The organism is Rhodothermus profundi (genome assembly GCF_900142415.1).
Lineage (GTDB): Bacteria > Bacteroidota > Rhodothermia > Rhodothermales > Rhodothermaceae > Rhodothermus > Rhodothermus profundi.
Window position 1 is genome coordinate 115,423 of sequence record NZ_FRAU01000001.1, and the last position, 18,370, is coordinate 133,792.

Annotated in this window: 15 protein-coding genes; 3 read left to right on the plus strand and 12 right to left on the minus strand. The window is 60.5% G+C overall.

The window, feature by feature from the left end; all coding sequences use genetic code 11:
• Positions 1-4 precede the first annotated feature (4 nt).
• Positions 5-1,438: a polysaccharide deacetylase family protein gene (locus BUA15_RS00475; RefSeq protein WP_072713893.1), complete on the plus strand. Its 1,434-nt coding sequence runs from the start codon at positions 5-7 to the stop codon at positions 1,436-1,438.
• Between the two features lie 10 nt (positions 1,439-1,448).
• Here the strand turns inward: BUA15_RS00475 and BUA15_RS00480 are convergent, their stop codons facing one another.
• The 11 genes from BUA15_RS00480 to BUA15_RS00530 all read right to left on the minus strand — a co-directional run bounded on the left by BUA15_RS00480 (position 1,449) and on the right by BUA15_RS00530 (position 12,361).
• Positions 1,449-1,844, minus strand: a complete 396-nt coding sequence (locus BUA15_RS00480; protein WP_072713894.1) for a YbaN family protein — start codon at positions 1,842-1,844, stop codon at positions 1,449-1,451.
• 89 nt (positions 1,845-1,933) lie between these two features.
• Positions 1,934-2,491, minus strand: coding sequence for a hypothetical protein (locus BUA15_RS00485; protein ID WP_072713895.1), 558 nt, complete (start codon positions 2,489-2,491; stop codon positions 1,934-1,936).
• Positions 2,492-2,614: 123 nt separating this feature from the next.
• On the minus strand, positions 2,615-4,690 hold the full coding sequence (gene paaZ / locus BUA15_RS00490; protein ID WP_072713896.1) for a phenylacetic acid degradation bifunctional protein PaaZ: 2,076 nt from the start codon (positions 4,688-4,690) through the stop codon (positions 2,615-2,617).
• A 36-nt stretch (positions 4,691-4,726) separates the two neighbouring features.
• Positions 4,727-5,341: an acyltransferase gene (locus BUA15_RS00495; protein WP_072713897.1), complete on the minus strand. Its 615-nt coding sequence runs from the start codon at positions 5,339-5,341 to the stop codon at positions 4,727-4,729.
• 17 nt (positions 5,342-5,358) lie between these two features.
• On the minus strand, positions 5,359-6,564 hold the full coding sequence (pcaF, locus tag BUA15_RS00500; protein WP_072714557.1) for a 3-oxoadipyl-CoA thiolase: 1,206 nt from the start codon (positions 6,562-6,564) through the stop codon (positions 5,359-5,361).
• A gap of 50 nt (positions 6,565-6,614) precedes the next feature.
• Entirely contained in the window at positions 6,615-7,055 is a 441-nt protein-coding gene (locus tag BUA15_RS00505; protein WP_072713899.1) for a PaaI family thioesterase, read from the minus strand.
• Positions 7,056-7,078: 23 nt separating this feature from the next.
• Entirely contained in the window at positions 7,079-8,290 is a 1,212-nt protein-coding gene (locus BUA15_RS00510; RefSeq protein WP_072713900.1) for a 3-hydroxyacyl-CoA dehydrogenase NAD-binding domain-containing protein, read from the minus strand.
• Entirely contained in the window at positions 8,287-9,078 is a 792-nt protein-coding gene (gene paaG / locus BUA15_RS00515) for a 2-(1,2-epoxy-1,2-dihydrophenyl)acetyl-CoA isomerase PaaG (RefSeq protein WP_072713902.1), read from the minus strand. Before paaG ends, BUA15_RS00510 begins: the two co-directional genes overlap by 4 nt.
• A 185-nt stretch (positions 9,079-9,263) precedes the next feature.
• Positions 9,264-11,126 (minus strand): DNA primase, encoded by a 1,863-nt coding sequence (dnaG, locus tag BUA15_RS00520; RefSeq protein ID WP_072713903.1) that lies wholly within the window; start codon positions 11,124-11,126, stop codon positions 9,264-9,266.
• A 212-nt stretch (positions 11,127-11,338) separates the two neighbouring features.
• The gene (locus BUA15_RS00525; protein WP_072713904.1) at positions 11,339-11,833 is read right to left on the minus strand and encodes a hypothetical protein; all 495 of its coding nucleotides are present in this window, start codon (positions 11,831-11,833) and stop codon (positions 11,339-11,341) included.
• 60 nt (positions 11,834-11,893) lie between these two features.
• Positions 11,894-12,361, minus strand: coding sequence for a DUF2085 domain-containing protein (locus BUA15_RS00530; protein ID WP_072713906.1), 468 nt, complete (start codon positions 12,359-12,361; stop codon positions 11,894-11,896).
• Between the two features lie 222 nt (positions 12,362-12,583).
• Between BUA15_RS00530 and groES the strand changes: the two genes are divergently transcribed.
• Together groES and groL are read left to right on the plus strand one after the other, a co-directional pair.
• A complete protein-coding gene (groES, locus tag BUA15_RS00535) occupies positions 12,584-12,883 on the plus strand; it encodes a co-chaperone GroES (RefSeq protein WP_072713907.1) in 300 nt (99 codons plus the stop codon).
• Between the two features lie 87 nt (positions 12,884-12,970).
• The gene (groL, locus tag BUA15_RS00540; RefSeq protein WP_072713909.1) at positions 12,971-14,593 is read left to right on the plus strand and encodes a chaperonin GroEL; all 1,623 of its coding nucleotides are present in this window, start codon (positions 12,971-12,973) and stop codon (positions 14,591-14,593) included.
• Positions 14,594-14,673: 80 nt separating this feature from the next.
• On the opposite strand, the gene dnaE is transcribed toward groL, so the two are convergent.
• A complete protein-coding gene (gene dnaE / locus BUA15_RS00545) occupies positions 14,674-18,219 on the minus strand; it encodes a DNA polymerase III subunit alpha (protein ID WP_072713910.1) in 3,546 nt (1,181 codons plus the stop codon).
• Positions 18,220-18,370: the final 151 nt, after the last annotated feature.

Consider the following 18,370-nt stretch of genomic DNA (forward strand, 5'->3'; position numbering starts at 1 on the left):
TGTAATGTCCGCCACCGTTTTTGTTGATCCCGCGCCGACGCTTGGCTACCTGCCCTGTTGCGTGGAAGGGCCAGCAGCCTGGTTGCCAAAGGCCGCCTACGCTCTGCGCATGTTGCTACTGCCGTTGGGCTGGGCACCGCGCTGGGTAGACCGCCTTACGCTGAAGACGCTGGGCCAAGGAGTTTATTACGGACCGGCAGCAATGGGGTGGCCAGAGGGGGTGCTGGCTATTTGGCTTCACGAAACAACCCCTGCCTACTTTGCCTCTGGCCAACCCTATGGGCCTGAACGGGTACGCTGGCGATGGAATGGCGTGGAACCCTGGCCGGTGCTTTTTGGCAGTCCCGATGGCGCTTTCGATGATCCCATCGCGTCCGTCTTTTTCTGGCTTTCGGGCTGGCAGGAACAGGTTGTGCCGGCCCGTGACGAGCACGGGCGCACGCGCCATGCCGATTCGCTCCAGGCTGCGCTGGGAATCGCCACGCGACCGCCTGTTGAAGCAACGCGCGCCGCGCTGGCCCGAGCGTTGGCGCACCACGGCATCTCTGTGCGGCCTCGCCAGTGGCAGGGCCACCGCTGGGCATTTTGCCCCACCATCGATGTAGACTATCTGCGTAAATGGCGGCCTGGCATTCTCTACCGGGAGTTTGTGCTGTATCCTGTTCGCAATCTGCGCCAGCAGCCGCTTGCTGCTCGTCTGCGACGGCTGGGAGAGGTGATAGGGGAACTGCTGAGCCAGCCCGATCCCTTCCGGGTGGCCTTCTGGCGCATTGTCGAACGGATTCGGCCGCTAGGCACCGGTACGTTCTTTTTCAAAGCCGGCGCTACCAGCGCGCACGACGTACGCTATCGATTAAAGGCAGCGCACCGGTGGGTGCATGCATTGCAGCGCGCTGGCATGGAAGTCGGGTTGCATCCGAGCTATCATGCGGCCGTCCATCGCGAACACCTGGAACGTGAACGCCATCGTCTGGCAGCGCTGCTGGATCGCCCCCTGCTATCGGTCCGGACGCATTACCTTCGCTGGATGGAGCCAGCGACGCCTCGGCTGTTGGCAGCGGCCGGTTTCCGAATTGACAGCACGCTGGGCTGGCCGGATCATGAAGGATTCCGACGAGGCACCTGCCTGCCCTTCCAGTTGTTCGATGTGCAGGCCAACGCGCCGCTGCCGCTCTGGGAGTTGCCGCTGGCCGTGATGGAATCGGTGCTGTTTGTGCGGCGCGGTCTGACGCCGACCAAAGCGCTGCGTGTGACCGAGACATTACTCCAGACATGCCGGCAGTACGGGGGCGTGTGCGTCGCGCTCTGGCATACTACCCTGTGGGACGAACGCGACTTTCCCGGTTGGGGCGCCCACTTCGAGCAGACCCTGCAACAGGCCGCGGCTCAGGAGGCATTGATTGTAGATTTGCGATCAGCGATAAAAAACTGGCGTTGAGCGGTACGGCTTATGTCTGGCTACTTGTTTCGCGTTGGGCCAGCACCTCTTCACGAGTGGGCACGCGCCGGCACAGGTACCAGATGCCAATGGCGCCCAGCATGACCACCAGTATTTTAGCGGTCAGCGTGGGCAGGCGCCAGGCGCTCAGCAGGAGGGACAGTACGATAATCGCGATGGCCCATCGCTTGGTGCGGCGTGGGACGCCGAGCCCGGCGCGGTAAGCACGGATAGCGGGGCCAATGCGCGGGAGATTCAGCAGCCATTGCTCCAGGCGCGGGCTGCTGCGGGCAAAGAAGTAAGCTGCTAGCAGGAAAAATGGCGTGGCAGGCAGAATAGGTAGAAAAATACCTAAGAATCCCAGACCAGTGCAGAGCAACCCACTGCCGAGACGAAGCAATCGCATAGCCGCAGGGCCGATTGGCACGGTGTTGCAGCAGGCACCTACGCTTGGCACAAACGGGCGTTTCCAGGCGAGATGCTTTTCTACAGCCTTTAACGAGAAGGCTGGCGGGACGAGTCGGCCGGCACCGAAACGTCGGGAGGAAGGGAGAGAAGCGTGCGCAAATCGATGGTTTCAAAGGGCCGTCCTTTCAAATAGAGTGGGCAGCCAAAACGTTCGGCATAATCGAGCAGGGCATGCCCAAGTTCTGAAAAGTCAGCATGCCAGCAGGGGATGATTAATTGCTGGCCGTCTACCGTTTCCACGCGCAGATCTTGATCGGTCAATTCCAGGCGATAGACATGCGCCCAGTCGAGCGTCCAGGCATGCCGACTGTAATCATAGCCGGTAAGCGTTGTCTCAGACAGGTGCAGGCGCCAGATTTGATGCTGTAGCCGATAGAGGCGCAGGGCGGCCCAGACGGTCAGGCTGCCCCAGAGCAGGCAGAGCAGCCCTGCCACCCACAGGTCGGAAGGAGCCTGGCGCCGCGCCGCAGCCAGGAGCACCAGCCCGCCAACAAATCCGGCCGCTGCAAGCACGACGGTCCATAAGGCCTGGCGACGCAGGCGTCGGAAAGCGGCCGGGTCATCAAAGATAAGCGGTTCTGCCATGATTGCGGCGCGGTCTTCTTAAAGATTTACGATGGGAAGGCCGATGGGTTCAAGACGTCTCCGGAAAACAAAAAAGCACCGCCGGTAATCCGACGGTGCTTTGTCGCAGGAGCAAAGGGAGCATCACGCTTCTGGCTCGGGTCGGCGAGCGACCAGCGTCAGGATGTCATAGGTGGCGACCAGTTCATCGTCCTGATTGGTTACATCCACGTGCCACCGGACGACTCCGCTGGGGCGCTCCCCTTTTCGGGCCTCGCGCGGAATCTTCTGCTTTACAGTCAGTTTGGCCTGGATGGTATCGCCTGGTTTGACCGGCTTTGTAAAGCGAAGGTTTTCCAGGCCGTAGTTTGCCAGGACCGGACCTGGACGCGGATCGACAAACAGACCGGCGGCTGCCGACAGCACAAAATAGCCATGGGCGACCCGTCCCTGGAAAAGCTCGCTTTCGCGGGCGGCCAGGTCGTCCATGTGGGCATAGAAGAAGTCGCCACTGATGCCGGCAAAATTGACAATGTCGGCTTCGGTGACGGTGCGTCGGGCCGTGGTGTACGTTTCGCCGATGCGCAGCTCATCGAAGTACTTGCGGAAGGGGTGTATGTCAGCTTCCGGTCGGGAAGCGCCAGGCATCCATTCGTTGGTGATGGCCGTGAGCATGTCGGGAGATCCCTGAAGGGCGGTGCGTTGCATGTAGCGATAGAGCCCGCGGATGCCCCCCATCTCTTCGCCGCCGCCGGCGCGGCCGGGTCCCCCATGCACCAGATGCGGCAGGGGGGAGCCGTGGCCCGTGTTTTCACGGGCGCAGGTGCGGTCCAGTACAAGCAAGCGGCCATGATAGGGGGCTGTGCCGAGCACAACGGTGCGGGCCACGTCAGGATCGGCTGTAACCAGCGACCCTACCAGACTGCCCCGTCCCATACGGGCCAGCCGGACGGCCTCTTCCAGATCGTGATACGGCATGACGGTGTTGACCGGACCGAAAGCTTCTACTTCGTGCGGAGCCGTATGCTCGAAGGGACGAGCGCAGTAAAGCAGGGTCGGTGGGAAAAAGGCACCGCGCTCAGGGTCTGCGTCAACGATTTCAAAACCATTACGGCTACCCCAGACGATCTCGCCAGCGGCTGCCAACGCCTCCAGACGAGCCTGCACTTCCGCTACCTGGTCGCGGCTGACGAGCGGCCCCATCTGCACGCGTTCATTGGCGGGGTCACCCACTACGACCTGGCGCAGCCGGTTGGAGAGGGCTTCGAGCACCGCATCGACGCGGTCAGCTGGTACCAGCGTGCGTCGAATCGCAGTGCATCGCTGGCCCGTTTTGATGGTCATTTCTCGGACCACTTCATTGACAAAGAGCTCGAACTCGGGCATATCGGGTGTTACATCAGGGCCGAGCATGGAAAAGTTGAGCGAGTCGGCTTCCATGTTGAAGCGGACCGACTCGCGCAGAATGGTCGGATGCGACTTCAGGCGCAGACCGGTTTCAGCCGAACCTGTGAACGTTACGACGTCCTGACCGGTCAGGTGATCGAACAGGTCGCCCACACTGCCGCAGATGAGCTGGAGCGCCCCTTCCGGCAGCAGCCCCGATTCCAGCATGAGCCGGACGACACGCTCGGCTACATAGGCGGTTACTGAGGCGGGCTTGACGATGGCCGGCATGCCGGCCAGGAAGGTGGGCGCCAGCTTCTCCAGCATGCCCCAGCAGGGAAAGTTGAAGGCGTTGATGTGGACGGCTACGCCTTCAAGGGGCACCAGCAGGTGATGACCGAGGAACGTGCCGCCCCGGGAGATGCGTTCCGGGTCGCCATCGAGCAAAAAGCGTTCATCGGGTAGTTCGCGGCGGCCTTTGCTGGCATAGACGAAGAATGTGCCAATGCCGCCGTCAATATCGAGCCAGGCGTCCTGTTTGGTGGCGCCGGTAGCTCGAGAGAGCTCATACAGTTCTGCTTTGTGCTCGTTGAGGTAGAGCGCCAGTGCTTTAAGCATGCGGGCGCGTTCGTGGAAGGTCATCTGGCGAAGTTTGGGGCCGCCTACGGTGCGGGCATATTCCAGCATGCCTTTGAAGTCGAGGCCTTCGCTGGAAATTTCGGCAATTGGTTCACCGGTGACCGCATGATACACCGTGCGGCCTTTTCCCTGGGGCGTGTGCCAGCGGCCCTGCGCAAAGCTCTGCACTTTGCCGAGATAGACGGTTGTCTCCATGGCGTTTGTGGAATGGTTGGTCTACAGGGGAGGATTTCAGGAGTTCTGGTGCGCTGCCAGCGTTTCACGAAACGTCTTGTAGATTGCTTCCATTCTGGGACGGTTGGGCGGTACTTCGCGCAACGGTTCGCAGGGGCGCAGGCTGCGGCGTAGTTGCTCGGGCAACTGCTGGTACAGGCGTGTGCCGGCCGTTTTCCAGGCCAGCCGTTCGTCGCTCACGTCTCCTACGATGCGAGCAGGAACGCCCACGGCAATTTTGCGGGCAGGGATTTCCATCCGCTCGGGTACCAGGCAAAGCGCACCAACGATACTGCCGGCCCCCACGATGGCATGGTCCATCACCACTGCGTTCATGCCTACCAGCGCATTGCGGCCGATTCGGGCTCCGTGGATGACGGCGCCATGTCCGATATGTGCTGATTCCTCCAGATGAACTGTTACGCCCGGAAACATGTGGATGACACAATTCTCCTGGACATTGCACCCGTCCTCAATGATAATTTCGCCCCAGTCGCCCCGGATGACCGCACCGGCAGCTACATACACGTTCCGGCCGATAATAACGTTGCCGATCACCGTTGCGTTAGGATGAATGAAGGCGCTCTCATGAATAACGGGGCGAAAGCCTTCAAATTCAAAAATGTTAGCCATCGTCTGGCTCTGGATAGTTATACGCGTTCGATTACGGTTGCCATGCCCTGGCCTACGCCTACGCAGAGCGTGCAGAGTGCGTAGCGGGCCTGTCGTTGTTCTAACTCGACGGTAGCCGTCAGGATCAGACGGGCGCCTGACATGCCCAGGGGGTGGCCCAGGGCGATGGCGCCACCGTTCGGATTGAGGCGGGGATCATCGTCAGCCACGCCCCACTGGCGGATGCAGGCCAGCACCTGCGCCGCAAAAGCCTCGTTGAGTTCGATCACGTCCAGGTCGTCGAAGGTCAGGCCGGCCCGTTGAAGGGCTCGACGCGCTGCTTCGACGGGACCAATGCCCATTATGCGCGGTTCCACGCCGACAACGGCGGAGCTGACAATGCGGGCTCTGGGTTTCAAGTTAAAGCGGCGCACCGCCTCCTCGGAGGCTAACAGCAGGGCGCAGGCACCGTCGTTCAGCCCGGAGGAGTTGCCAGCTGTTACGGTTCCCCCTTTTCGAAAAACGGGGGGTAGCTTGGCAAGGGCTTCAAGCGTTGTGTCCGGGCGGATATGCTCGTCGTCTTTTACCAGGCGGGGAGGCGCTTTGGGCTGGGGCGCCTCAATGGGAGCAATTTCCAGTGCCAGCCGGCCTCGCGCGCGCGCAGCAGCCGCTTTCTGGTGGGAGCGATAGGCGAACAGGTCCTGATCTTCTCGTGCAATACCGTACAGCTCCACCAGGTTTTCGGCGGTGCAGCCCATAGGCTCGGCGCCATAGCGGGCTTCCATTCTGGGGTTGACAAAGCGCCAGCCCAGGCTTGTGTCGTAGAGCGCTACGTCGCGTCCAAACGGACGACTGGCTTTGGAAAGTACAAAGGGGGCGCGCGTCATGTGTTCAATACCACCGGCCAGAAAGAGGTCGCCGTCGCCTGCCCGGATAGCACGGGCGGCCTCTACGACCGCACTCATGCCCGAGGCGCAGAGGCGGTTGATGGTTACGCCCGGGACGCTGGGCGGCAGATCGGCCAGCAGCAGTGCCATGCGGGCCACATTCCGGTTGTCCTCGCCGGCCTGGTTAGCGCAGCCCATGTACACGTCGTCAATGGCGGCCGGGTCGAGGTCCGGGTGGCGGTTCAGCAGAGCGCGCAGTACGTGAGCGGCCAGGTCGTCGGCCCGCACGGTAGCCAGCGCTCCTCCCAGGCGGCCAATGGGCGTACGAACGCCATCAATGATGTAAGCGTCACGCATAGGGTTGAACGTAGCCATTCCGTGATTAGAAGCGCTTCCGCACAAACGGTTCAGGCATGCGTCTGTTTCGTGCGGTATACGGTTCCGCGCACATATGCCACGCGGGTACCGTCGGCTCGGGTGACTATGACATCATAAAGTGCGACGCGACGGCCTGCTGACACCTCTTCAGCTACCGCCGTGAGCACATCGCCGGCTTTTACGGGCGTTGCATAGAAAACAGTGCTTTCCAGGGTCATGGTTACTACGCCGCAGGTATTGGAGGCAAAGGCCAGGGCACTGTCGGCCAGCGCAAAGGCAATGCCGCCATGAGCGACGGCAAACCCGTTGAGCATTTCCGGGCGCACCGTCATGCGCACCCTGGCGCGTCCCGGCTCGACCGAAAGGACCTCGATTCCCAGCCACTGGCTAAACGCATCGCGCGCCATCATCTGGTCCACAATGCGCCGGGCCCGCTGTTCGGGCGTTTCGTGCTGCGTCTGAGTGGGCATAGGCCTATCAGGGTGCAGTGGTACTACGTTGCATCCTCAAAGAAACGGGCTCCCTGCCGAATCATCTGTCGAAAGAGTGGACTGGGGCGGTATCGGTCTTCTCGGTAGGTTTCGTAGAGCGCCTCCATCCACCCCAGTACTGTTTCCAGCCCTAATTCGTCGGCCCAGTGCAACAGGCCTCGGGGGTAATTAACCCCTCTGGTCATGGCCAGGTCGAGATCGGCCGGGGAAGCTATCTGCCAGAAGACAGCATCGACCGCTTCGTTAATCAGCATGGCCAGGATGCGTTGAAAGATCTGCTGCCCGAGCGTCGGGTCTGTGGTTGGGGCAGGGTTGGTGGCCCCTTCGCGGTAGTCGTAAAAGCCGATGCCCGTCTTGCGGCCCAGCCGACCGGCTTCGACCATGCGCTGCTGCGTGAAGGAGGGCCGGTAGCGGGGCTCGTAGAAGAAGGCTTTCCAGAGCGTTTCCGTTACGCGATAGTTGATATCGTTGCCGATCAGGTCCATTAGCTCAAAGGGCCCCATGCGAAAGCCCCCGAGCGTGCGCATCGCCCAGTCAATGGTAGGTACATCAGCAATGCCTTCTTCCAAGATGCGCAGCGCTTCGCCATAAAAAGGACGCGCTACGCGGTTGACGATAAACCCGGGCGTGTCGCGGGCCACGACCGGCGTTTTGCCCCAGGCTTCCATGAGCGTGCGGGCGCGGTCCACCACCTCGGAAGCGGTGGCGACACCCGGCACGACTTCCACCAGCGGCATCAGGGGAGCCGGGTTGAAAAAATGCAGGCCGAGCACCCGCTCGGGGTGCTGGCAGGCAGCGGCAATGGCCGTTACCGACAGCGACGAGGTATTGGTGGCCAGAATTGTTCCGGGTGCTACCTGGCGTTCCAGCTGCGCAAAAAGCGTCTGCTTGGCCGCCAGATCTTCAACGATGGCCTCAATGATCAGTCCGCAGGCAGCCAGGGGCTTCAGATCGTCAGAGAGGAACGTGATACGGCCCAGGATTTCGGCGTCCTGCCCCGGCGGCAGTTTGCCCTTTTCGACGAGCCGCTCCAGGATGCGCTTCAGGTGAGCCCGCGCGCTTTCCAGCGCCTGCGGATTGGTGTCGTGAAGAAACACGGAGTGTCCAGAGGTCGCGGCTACCTGCGCGATGCCGCGGCCCATCGTACCAGCCCCGATGATGCCTACTGGTGTGTTGGCGGACAGGTCCGGAAACGTGATCGAAAGGGAGCTCATTTCCCCTGAAAGTTGGGTTTACGTTTTTCAAGAAAAGCGGCCACGCCTTCTTGATAGTCGTGCGTGCGACCGGCTTCGGCCTGCAGCTGGGCTTCCAGTTCGAGCTGAGCATCCAGGTTATTGGTGAACGTGTGGTTCAGCGCTCGCTTGATCATGCCCAGCGCGCGGGTGGGCATGGCAGCCAGGCGACGGGCCAGGGCGGTTGCTTCGTCCATCAAGCGGTCGGCCGGACATACCTGATAGATCAGGCCCATCGCATGGGCTTCAGCGGCCGAAAGCTTTTCTCCCAGCATCATCAGGGCCGTAGCGCGGGCCAGTCCGACCAGACGAGGCAGCAAGAAGGTGCCGCCGCTGTCCGGAATCAGGCCAATGCGCGCAAAAGCCTGGATAAACGCAGCATTTTCGGCTGCTACCACAAAGTCGCAGGCCAGGGCAATGTTGGCACCGGCACCTGCAGCGGCTCCGTTGACGGCGGCTACAAAGGGCTTTTCGGTATGACGAATCAGGCGGATGATCGGGTTGTACTGGGCGCGCACGATTTCGCCCAGGTCCGGTGCGGGTTCTCCTTCACGGGGCAGCACGGCCTGCAGGTCCTGTCCGGCGCAGAAGGCGCGTCCCGCACCGGTCAGCACAATGGCACGCACGGCCGGGTCTTGGGCTGCCTGTTGCAGCGCATGGATGGTTTCGTCGGCCATGGGCCGGTGAAAGCTGTTGAGCACGTCCGGCCGGTTCAGCGTCAGTGTGGCTACGCCTGCTGTCACTTCGTAACGGATGAAGCGATAGTCCATGGCAATGTTGTGAATTGGAAGCGGTTTTGATCTGAAAGAAAACTTATGAAAGAAGGGACCAAAACGGAAAGCCCCGTAGGAGGTAGCCTCCGGCTCTGCCTTTGCTGAAGCGCGCGGCAGCAGCGTGCCCGTTGAGATCCTGGCGCGCCTGGAAAGGCGGAGAGGCATTCGGGGGCCGGTACAGATCAGGGACGGGGGAGTAGTTCAGGATTAAGAAAAGCGCGGCGTTCGATCTGACGGCGAAGTTGCAAGATGTGGTTGAGACGGGCAATAATTTCACGCAGACGCGCCTCATTATGCTGCGCGCGCAGTTGTTCTTCTTTGAGCTGGTGAATGAGCTCATCAATACGTTGCAGTTTAAGGCGCATCATTGCATCGGCGGCCGCTTCATAGGCGCGGTCGCGCAGGCGAGGAACAGGAATGCCTTTGCGCGCCCAGTTTTCAGAAGGTTCGTAGGGTTCCATAAGGGCCTCTGTGGCGAGGCGTTGCAGCTCGGGGCCATAACGACCTTCCAGGAAGGGGCGTGCGTCAACGGCACCGGTTTCGTACTGTTCAAGCAATCGGGTAATCAGTTGACGAGGGGGGCCTTCGGTGAATTCCTCCAGCGCCATATGCCCCAGGACAAAGGCAATCATCGGCCGACCTTCTTCCAGCATGAGGCGCACCAGCAGGCGCTCGGCTTCGTGCCAAACGGGAGGAGGCTGCGGCGGTAGCGACACCGACGTAGAGCGGGGGGAAGGCGCTTCGCGTGCAGGAGCCGTTTCAGTTGCCTGCAGGATTTCCAGAAGGCGAACCGGAGGAATTTTCAGCAGTTCAGCAGCGCGGCGCACGTAGGGTTCGCGTAGTAGCGGGTCAGGAAGGCGCGCAATAGCCTCCACAATAGTGCGGGCCACTTCGGCTTCGCCCTCCGGCGTATCGAGCTGTCCCTGACGGCGCGCCAGTTCGTAGTGGAAAGTCACAAAATCCCGGCGGTGGCGCTGCAGATATTCCTGGAAAGCCCGCGCGCCCTGCGCCCGCACGAACGAATCGGGGTCTTCGCCCGGAGGTAGCGATACCACGTAGACGCTCAGGCCGCGTGCAAGAAACAGTTCAATGCTGCGCAGGGCTGCCTGCTGGCCGGCCGCATCAGCATCATAGAGCAGTACAACCCGCCGCACATAGCGAGCCAGCAGACGGGCTTGGTCAGGCGTAAGGGCGGTACCACTGGTAGCGACTACGTGCTCAATGCCGGCCTGATGCAGCGCGATCACGTCGGTGTAGCCTTCGACCAGAATGGCTTCGCCCTGGGCTCGCAATGCCTGCCGTGCCTGGTAGAGTCCATAGAGCGTGCGCCCTTTGTGATAGACAGGCGTTTCAGGCGTGTTGATGTACTTAGGCTGGTCTGGATGCGGCGTGAGCAGCCGTCCACCAAAGCCAACGACCCGGCCGGTATGCGAAAAAATGGGAAACATGAGCCGATGGCGAAAGCGGTCGTAATACCCGGTGCGCTCTTTACGAGGGAGCACCAGGCCCGCCTGTTCCAGCACCTCTGGCTGGATGCCTGCCTGCGTTGCTGCCTTCAGCAGAGCGTCCCAGGCGTCGGGCGCGTAGCCCAGACCAAAGCGACGAACCGCTTCCGGACGAATGCCCCGCTGTTTGAGATAAGCGCGAGCAACCTGGCCGATTTCCGGATGGCTTAGCTGCTCAAAGTAAAAGCGGGCTGCAAAGCGCAACGCATGGTAAAGCGCCGGACGCAAATCATGGGTGTCCTCTTCGCCGTCCGGAAGTGGAATGCCGGCGCGCTCGGCCAGCAGGCGCACGGCTTCTACGAAGCTGACGCGCTCTATCTGTTGAATAAACGCAAACACATCCCCTCCTACCCCGCATCCGAAGCACTTAAAAATGCCCAGGGTAGGATTGACGCTAAAGGACGGCGTCTTTTCTTCATGAAAAGGACATAGCCCGAACCAGTTGGAGCCGCGGCGTCGAAGCGATACGTATTCGCCTACGACCTCGACAATATCGATGGCCGCACGGATGGCTTCAATGGTAGCTTCCGGAATGCGCATGGCTATGGGGCAATCGCAGCGCGCCTGGGTCCAGGATGTACGCCAGGCGCGCCATCTCGGGTCCGGCGCGCGCCGCGTTAAAAATGCAGCCTGGTTGGAGATGGTTAGAGAAGCGTACGCCAGACCCACTGCGAAGCACCGTCAACGGCTTCGCCCCATGCACCACAGGTGCGCCGGCTTAATCTAAACAGAGATATTTTAATCGGTGGCAGTTAAATAGCGCCCGATTCGACGGAAGCGTCGGGTCCTTCAGGTCCCTTCTTAAACGTAGCGGCACCGATTGCCCCACCAATTAATCCGATAAGCCCTCCAATGACAGCGCCAAACAGCAGCCCGAGAGGTCCAGAAACGGCACGGATCCAGCGAAGCGCCATCTCGGCCTGCTCGGGAGGCATTTCGCTCAACTGTCCACTGGCTTCCATTACGGCAACAGGATCCGGCAGGATGCCTATGCGAATTAGCAGGAAGGCCAGTATGCCTCCAATAAGGGCGGCGGCAATGCCGGCCAGCAGACCCATCAGGGCCCCCTGGCCACCGGGAAGGGTTACCTGATGCGCATTGGTATAGTGCCAGACGGCCAGCATGCCAGCTCCTAGATACAGCAAACAGGCGAGGCAACCGCCCACCACGGGAATTTGAGAGATCAGCACATTGGCAACGCCAATGACCGCGCCACCCAGCAAGATGGAAGGTAGCTTCTCTGCCATAAGCTCTTCAGGGATTGGGTTAGTGAATGTTACGTGGCTTTCCTTCAACAGGATGGTGTGCTATGCCGGCTGGGGGGGCGCCTTTCGCGGCGCATGGCAGAGGGTTGCTGTGAGTAGCAGCCCCACCACAAGGCCAAACCAGAGGCCGGTGAGCGTGCGGCTAAGCGGCGTGTTGTTCCATAGCTGAAGGATTTGCAGCCCCCAATCCAACGCAGGGGGAAATAACGCAACAACCAGCAGCCAACGTGCCTGCCGGTACATCCAGGCTGCCCTGGCGCCAAACATTGGCAGTAGCAGAGCTCCCAGGAAGAGGCCGGTGTAGATGCCATAGCACCGCTGGCAGACAGCCAGTTGGACGCCGTCGATCCAGAAGGAGCGGTCGGGTAGTTGATGGCACAGGGGGGCAAAGGCGGCCATGAGCAGCGCGCGCGCAGAAGGTGAGACAAAGGGAGGTAACGAGACCAGCAAAAGCAACAGACCCGAGACGCCAAGCGCTACGTAGCGACCCCCGTTGGATTGTAACGCCATGGTAATAAAACCAGTGATGAACCGTGACCTTTTAAAAGCTACACATTTTGCCCGATCTATGCCAGTTTGTTTTGTGATTTCTTCACCGGACTTCGGAACTCCCCCGAAAAACGAGCGGTTGAAGGCTTAGCACTCTCAAGAGGAGAGTGCTAACAAATCTTGATCGTTTCTTTAAAAGCGGGGTTGCAACGTCCACCCATAAACCCAACGGAGGAGCGCGGTATGGCAAAGGTTAAGATCAAACCGCTCAGCGACCGTGTGGTGATCAAGCCGGAGCCACCGGAGGAGAAGACCGAAAGCGGTCTGTACATTCCGGACACGGCGAAGGAAAAGCCGCAGCGGGGTACGGTGATCGCCGTCGGTCCCGGTCGTGTGGAGAACGGGACGAAGATCGAAATGAGCGTTAAGGAGGGAGATAAGGTGCTGTATGGCAAGTATGCCGGCACCGAGATTACGATCGACGGCGAAGAGTACCTCATTATGCGGGAGACGGATATCCTGGGTATTATTGAAGAGAAGTAAGCGCTGCGAGACGATTCGTGGCGCTTTTTTCGTGAACCGTTGTCCGGAAAACCGGTGAGCTGAACCAAACAAGCTGGAGGGAAAACGATGGCTGCGAAGCAGATTACGTTTGATGCGGATGCGCGCATGGCGCTGAAGCGGGGCGTCGATAAATTGGCCGATGCGGTCAAGGTTACGCTGGGACCGAAAGGTCGGAATGTGATCATTGAGAAGAAGTTTGGCGCCCCGACGGTTACAAAGGATGGCGTAACGGTTGCCAAGGAAATTGAGCTGGAGGATAAGCTGGAAAATGTCGGCGCCCAGATGGTCAAGGAGGTCGCCTCAAAGACGAGCGATGTGGCGGGCGATGGGACAACCACGGCGACCGTTCTGGCTCAGGCCATCCTGACGGCGGGCCTGAAGAGCGTCACGGCGGGCGCCAATCCGATGGATCTGAAGCGCGGCATCGACAAGGCCGTGGAGGTTGTGGTGGCCGAGCTGCGCAAGCAGAGCCAGGAGGTGCAGGATAAGGACCGGATTGCGCAGGTGGCCACAATCTCGGCCAACGGCGACAAGGCGATCGGACAGCTTATCGCCGACGCTTTCGAAAAGGTTGGCAAGGATGGCGTCATCACGGTCGAGGAGGCCAAGGGTACCGAGACGACCCTGGAGGTCGTCGAAGGGATGCAGTTCGACCGGGGTTACCTCTCGCCCTACTTTGTGACGAACCCCGATACGATGGAGGCCGTCTTGGAGGAGGCCTACATCCTGATCCATGACAAGAAGATCTCGGCGATGAAGGATCTGCTGCCGATTCTGGAAAAGGTGGTCCAGACCGGCAAGCCGCTCCTGATCATCGCCGAGGATGTGGAAGGCGAAGCGCTGGCGACCCTGGTCGTTAACAAGCTGCGTGGCGTGCTGAAAGTGGCGGCCGTTAAAGCGCCAGGCTTCGGAGATCGTCGCAAAGCGATGCTGGAGGATATTGCCATCCTGACGGGTGGTACGGTGGTCTCCGAAGAGAAAGGATATCGGCTGGAGAACGCCACGCTAGACTATCTGGGCCAGGCGGAGCGCATCATTATTGACAAGGACAACACCACGATTGTCGGCGGTAAGGGCGATCCGGAGCAGATTAAGGCCCGTGCCAACCAGATCCGGCAGCAGATTGAGGAGACCACGAGCGATTACGATCGTGAAAAGCTGCAGGAGCGGTTGGCGAAGCTGGCCGGTGGTGTAGCGGTGCTGAAGATCGGTGCAGCCACCGAGCCTGAAATGAAAGAGAAGAAGGCCCGCGTCGAAGACGCGCTGCACGCGACGCGTGCGGCCGTTGAGGAAGGCATCGTGCCGGGTGGTGGCGTGGCCTACATCCGGGCCATTCCGGCGCTCGACAAGGTGGAGGTCGAGAATGAAGACCAGAAGATCGGCGTCCAGATTGTCCAGCGGGCGCTGGAAGAGCCGCTCCGGCAGATCGCCGAGAATGCGGGCTGGGAAGGCTCGATCGTGGTGCAGCGGGTCAAGGATGGTGAGGGCGACTTTGGCTTTAACGCCCAGACCGAGGAGTTCGGCAACCTGCTGAAGCAGGGCGTGATCGACCCGACCAAGGTCACGCGCACGGCGCTGGAGAATGCCGCTTCGGTGGCCGGCCTGCTGCTGACCACGGAGGCCGTCGTGGCCGAAAAGCCGGAGAAGGAAAAGGCGCAGACGCCGAGCCCCGGAGACATGGAATTCTAAGCGCGCCCTGACACACCCCCGCAACCCCGAAGCGGGGCTGCCGCACCAGGCAGCCCCGCTTTATTTTGCGTCGGGCCATGCTACGACGGTACCGGCATGGCCAGGCGACGGCTTTCCAGGCGAACCGCCTCGGGACCGAAAAGCTGGAGCGTCTGCTGCATGAGCGCGTCGCTGAGTTCAATCAGGCAGCGCCGGCTGAGCAGCCGCTGACGCCCACCGGGAAAGTCGTCGCTGAGCAGGTCAAAGTATAGCTTGCACCGGCCCGGATGGGCCCGACAGAGCGCATGAAAGCGATCGATCTGCTCCGGATGCACCTGCTCCAGATCAAGTTGCACCACAAGCGCCTCGACCAGCTCGTCACGCACCTTCCACATCGGCCACAGTTCGTCCACCAGTATCTTGACGCTGCCTCCGCGCACTTCAACCTGTCCTTCAACCAGCACGACCGCATCCACTTCCAGGTGGGGCATGACGCGCTCCAACACCGAAGAGAAGATGACCAGCTCTCCCTGACCGGTAAAGTCTTCAATGGTCGCAAAGGCCAGCGGACGACCATTGCGGCCGATGCGCCGCTGCACTTCGGTAAGAATCCCACAGATGCGATGACGGGGCCGCATCGGACGGCTTGCGTGACCGTTTGCCGTACCGTTAGCTGATCCATTCCGGGGGACCTCTTCCTCCTTCAGCGTGCGGGAAAGCTCGGCCAACGTGGTGGTAGCAAAGGCATTAACCTCGGCGCGATACGCTTCAAGTGGGTGTCCGGTCACGTAAAAGCCAATTAGCTCCCGCTCCTCCTTCAGGCAACGGGCGCGCGACCAGGGCTCCACGACCGGCAGATTGGGAGGGGGTAAAGCGGTGCGCGTGCCGCTTTCTCCAAAGAGGGAAGCCTGCCCCGCCATCTGGTCGGCCTGCACTTTCTGGGCATATTGCACAGCCAGATCAATCGCTTCGACAAGCTGCGCCCGATGCCCCTCCAGCTCGTCAAGCGCACCTGCACGCGCCAGCGATTCCAGCACTTTCTTGTTGACAACGCGCAGGTCCAGATGGCGCACCAGGTCAAAAATTGTGTGGAACGGCCCATGCTTTTCTCGGGCTTTGAGGATGGCCTCAATGGCGCCCAGGCCGACCCCTTTGATGGCGCCCAGACCAAACCGAATGCGCCCCTCCTCAACCGTAAAATGGGCCTGGCTTCGGTTGATCGAAGGCGGCAGCAGCTCCAGCCCCATGCGGCGCGCCTCGTCAAGCACCACCGCCAGCTTCTTCGTGTCGCCCATTTCGCTGGTCATCGCCGCCGCCATGAACTCGGCCGGGAAATTGGCTTTCAGATAGGCGGTCTGATAGGCCACGATGGAATAAGCTGCCGAGTGCGACTTGTTGAACCCGTACCCGGCGAACTTTTCCATCATGTCAAAGATTTCATCGGCTTTTTCCGTAGAGATTCCGTGCAGACGGGCCGCTCCTTCGCGAAAGATTTCCCGCTGCCGCCGCATTTCTTCCACCTTTTTTTTACCCATGGCCCGCCGGAGCAAGTCGGCCTGGCCCAGGGTGTAGCCCGCAATGACCCGGGCCATTTCCATGACCTGTTCCTGATAAACCGGGATGCCATAGGTGTTTTTAAGAACAGGTTCGAGCAGGGGATGGGGGTACTCCACCGGCTCCAGCCCGTGCTTGCGGGCAATGTAATTGGGGATCAGGTCCATAGGGCCCGGCCGGTAGAGGGCGTTCATGGCGATCAGGTCGTCAATGGACGTTGGCTTGAGCTTGCGCAGCCACTCGCGCATCCCTTCGGATTCAAACTGGAAGATGGCCACCGTCTCGCCTCGCTGAAACAGCGCAAATGTTTTGGGGTCATCCAGGGGAATTTCGTCCAGGTCGATGTCAATGCCGTGGTTTTCTTTGATGAGTTGCAGCGTATCGTTGAGAATGGTGAGTGTTTTCAGCCCGAGAAAGTCCATCTTGAGGAGACCGAACTCCTCAATCCATTTACCGTCGTACTGGGTGGTGACCGTGTCGTTGTCTTTGCCTTTGGCAATGGCTACCGGGACGTAGTCGTGCACCCGGCCTGGTGCAATGATGACGCCCGCGGCGTGCACGCCGGTGTGCCGCACGGAGCCTTCCAGCACCTCAGCGTAGTGGAGCAGCTTGCGGATCTGCGGATCATTGCTTTCCTTGAGCGCGCGGAGCTCGGGCACCTCCTCGTAGGCGGTGGCGAGCGTCACTTTGGGGCCGTCCGGAATGAGCTTGGCAATGCGGTCGGCTTCGGCCAGCGGAATGCCCAGCACACGGGCCACGTCGCGGATGGCCATCTTGGCCCCCATGGTACCAAAGGTGATGATCTGGCAGACGTTCTCGCGGCCGTATTTCTGCACGACGTAGTCGATCACCTTCCCGCGGCCCCGGTCGTCAAAGTCGATATCGATATCGGGCATGGAGACGCGCTCCGGGTTGAGAAAGCGCTCGAAGAGCAGGTCGTACTTGAGCGGATCGATGTTCGTGATGCCCAGGCAGTAGGCCACCGCACTGCCGGCTGCTGAGCCGCGGCCTGGACCGACGCGCACGCCAAGCCGACGGGCAGCGGTGGTGAAATCCTGCACAATCAGGAAGTAGCCGGCGTAGCCCATCTTCTTGATGATGGCCAGTTCGTGTTCGATGCGCTCGGCCACTTCCTGGGGCAGCGGGTCGCCGTAGCGGCGGCGGGCCCCTTCAAAGACCAGATCCCGCAGGTAGGCATCCATGTCGCCGTTGTATTCCGGCGGGATCGGGTAGTGCGGCATGAGCAGTTTGCCGGTTGGAAGCTGGAAGCGGCATTTGTCGGCCACTTCGCCCGTAGTGGCCATCATTTCGTCAACCAGGCGGGGCTCAATATCGGCCAGGAGCGCCTGGCGCATTTCGGCCGGACTTTTCAGGTAGAACTGGTCGTTGTCGAAGCGCATGCGGTTGGGATCCGACAGATCCTTACCCGTCTGGAGGCAGAGTAGCACGTCGTGGGCCTCGGCGTCCGTGCGGTCCACGTAGTGCACGTCGTTGGTGGCAATGACCTTGACGCCATACTCCCGGGCCCACCGGAGCAGAATAGCATTGACTTTTTTCTGGTCCGGCAGTCCGTGATCCTGGATTTCGATGTAGTAATCCTCGCCAAAAAGCTCCAGGTACCACTCAAAGATTTTCCGGGCAGCCGCTTCGCCTTTATGGAGGAGCGTCTGGGGGATTTCTCCCTGCAGGCAGCAGGTCGTTGCAATTAATCCTTCATGGTACTGCGCCAGCAGCTCGTGGTCGATGCGGGGCTTGTAGTAGTAACCTTCAAGATAGGAGATGGAGGAGAGCTTGATCAGGTTGCGATAGCCAGTTTCGTTCTTGGCGAGCAGCACCTGATGGTAGCGGGTGCGCTCGCTGCGATCGTGGCGACTGGCAGGGGTCAGATAAAACTCACAGCCGATGATGGGCTGAATGCCCATCTTTTCAGCCGTGCGGCAGAATTCGGGCACGCCAAACAGATTGCCATGGTCAGTGATGGCAAGGGCTTCAATTTCATATTCGGCGGCGCGCTCCAGCAACGTTTGAATGCGAGCAGCTCCATCCAACAGGGAATACTGGGTATGGCAATGCAGATGACTGAAGCGATGCATAGAGGCCCGAAGGTGATTGGGGTTGGCAACTCTCCCGTGGTGGCTGGTTTAAAGAACGAAGTGGCATGCTAGGATGCAAGGGGCCGATGGCGAATCTTTCCGACAGATGCCTGCGTTGGCGCCGCATCGTCGTAGAACATTGAAGGGGCGC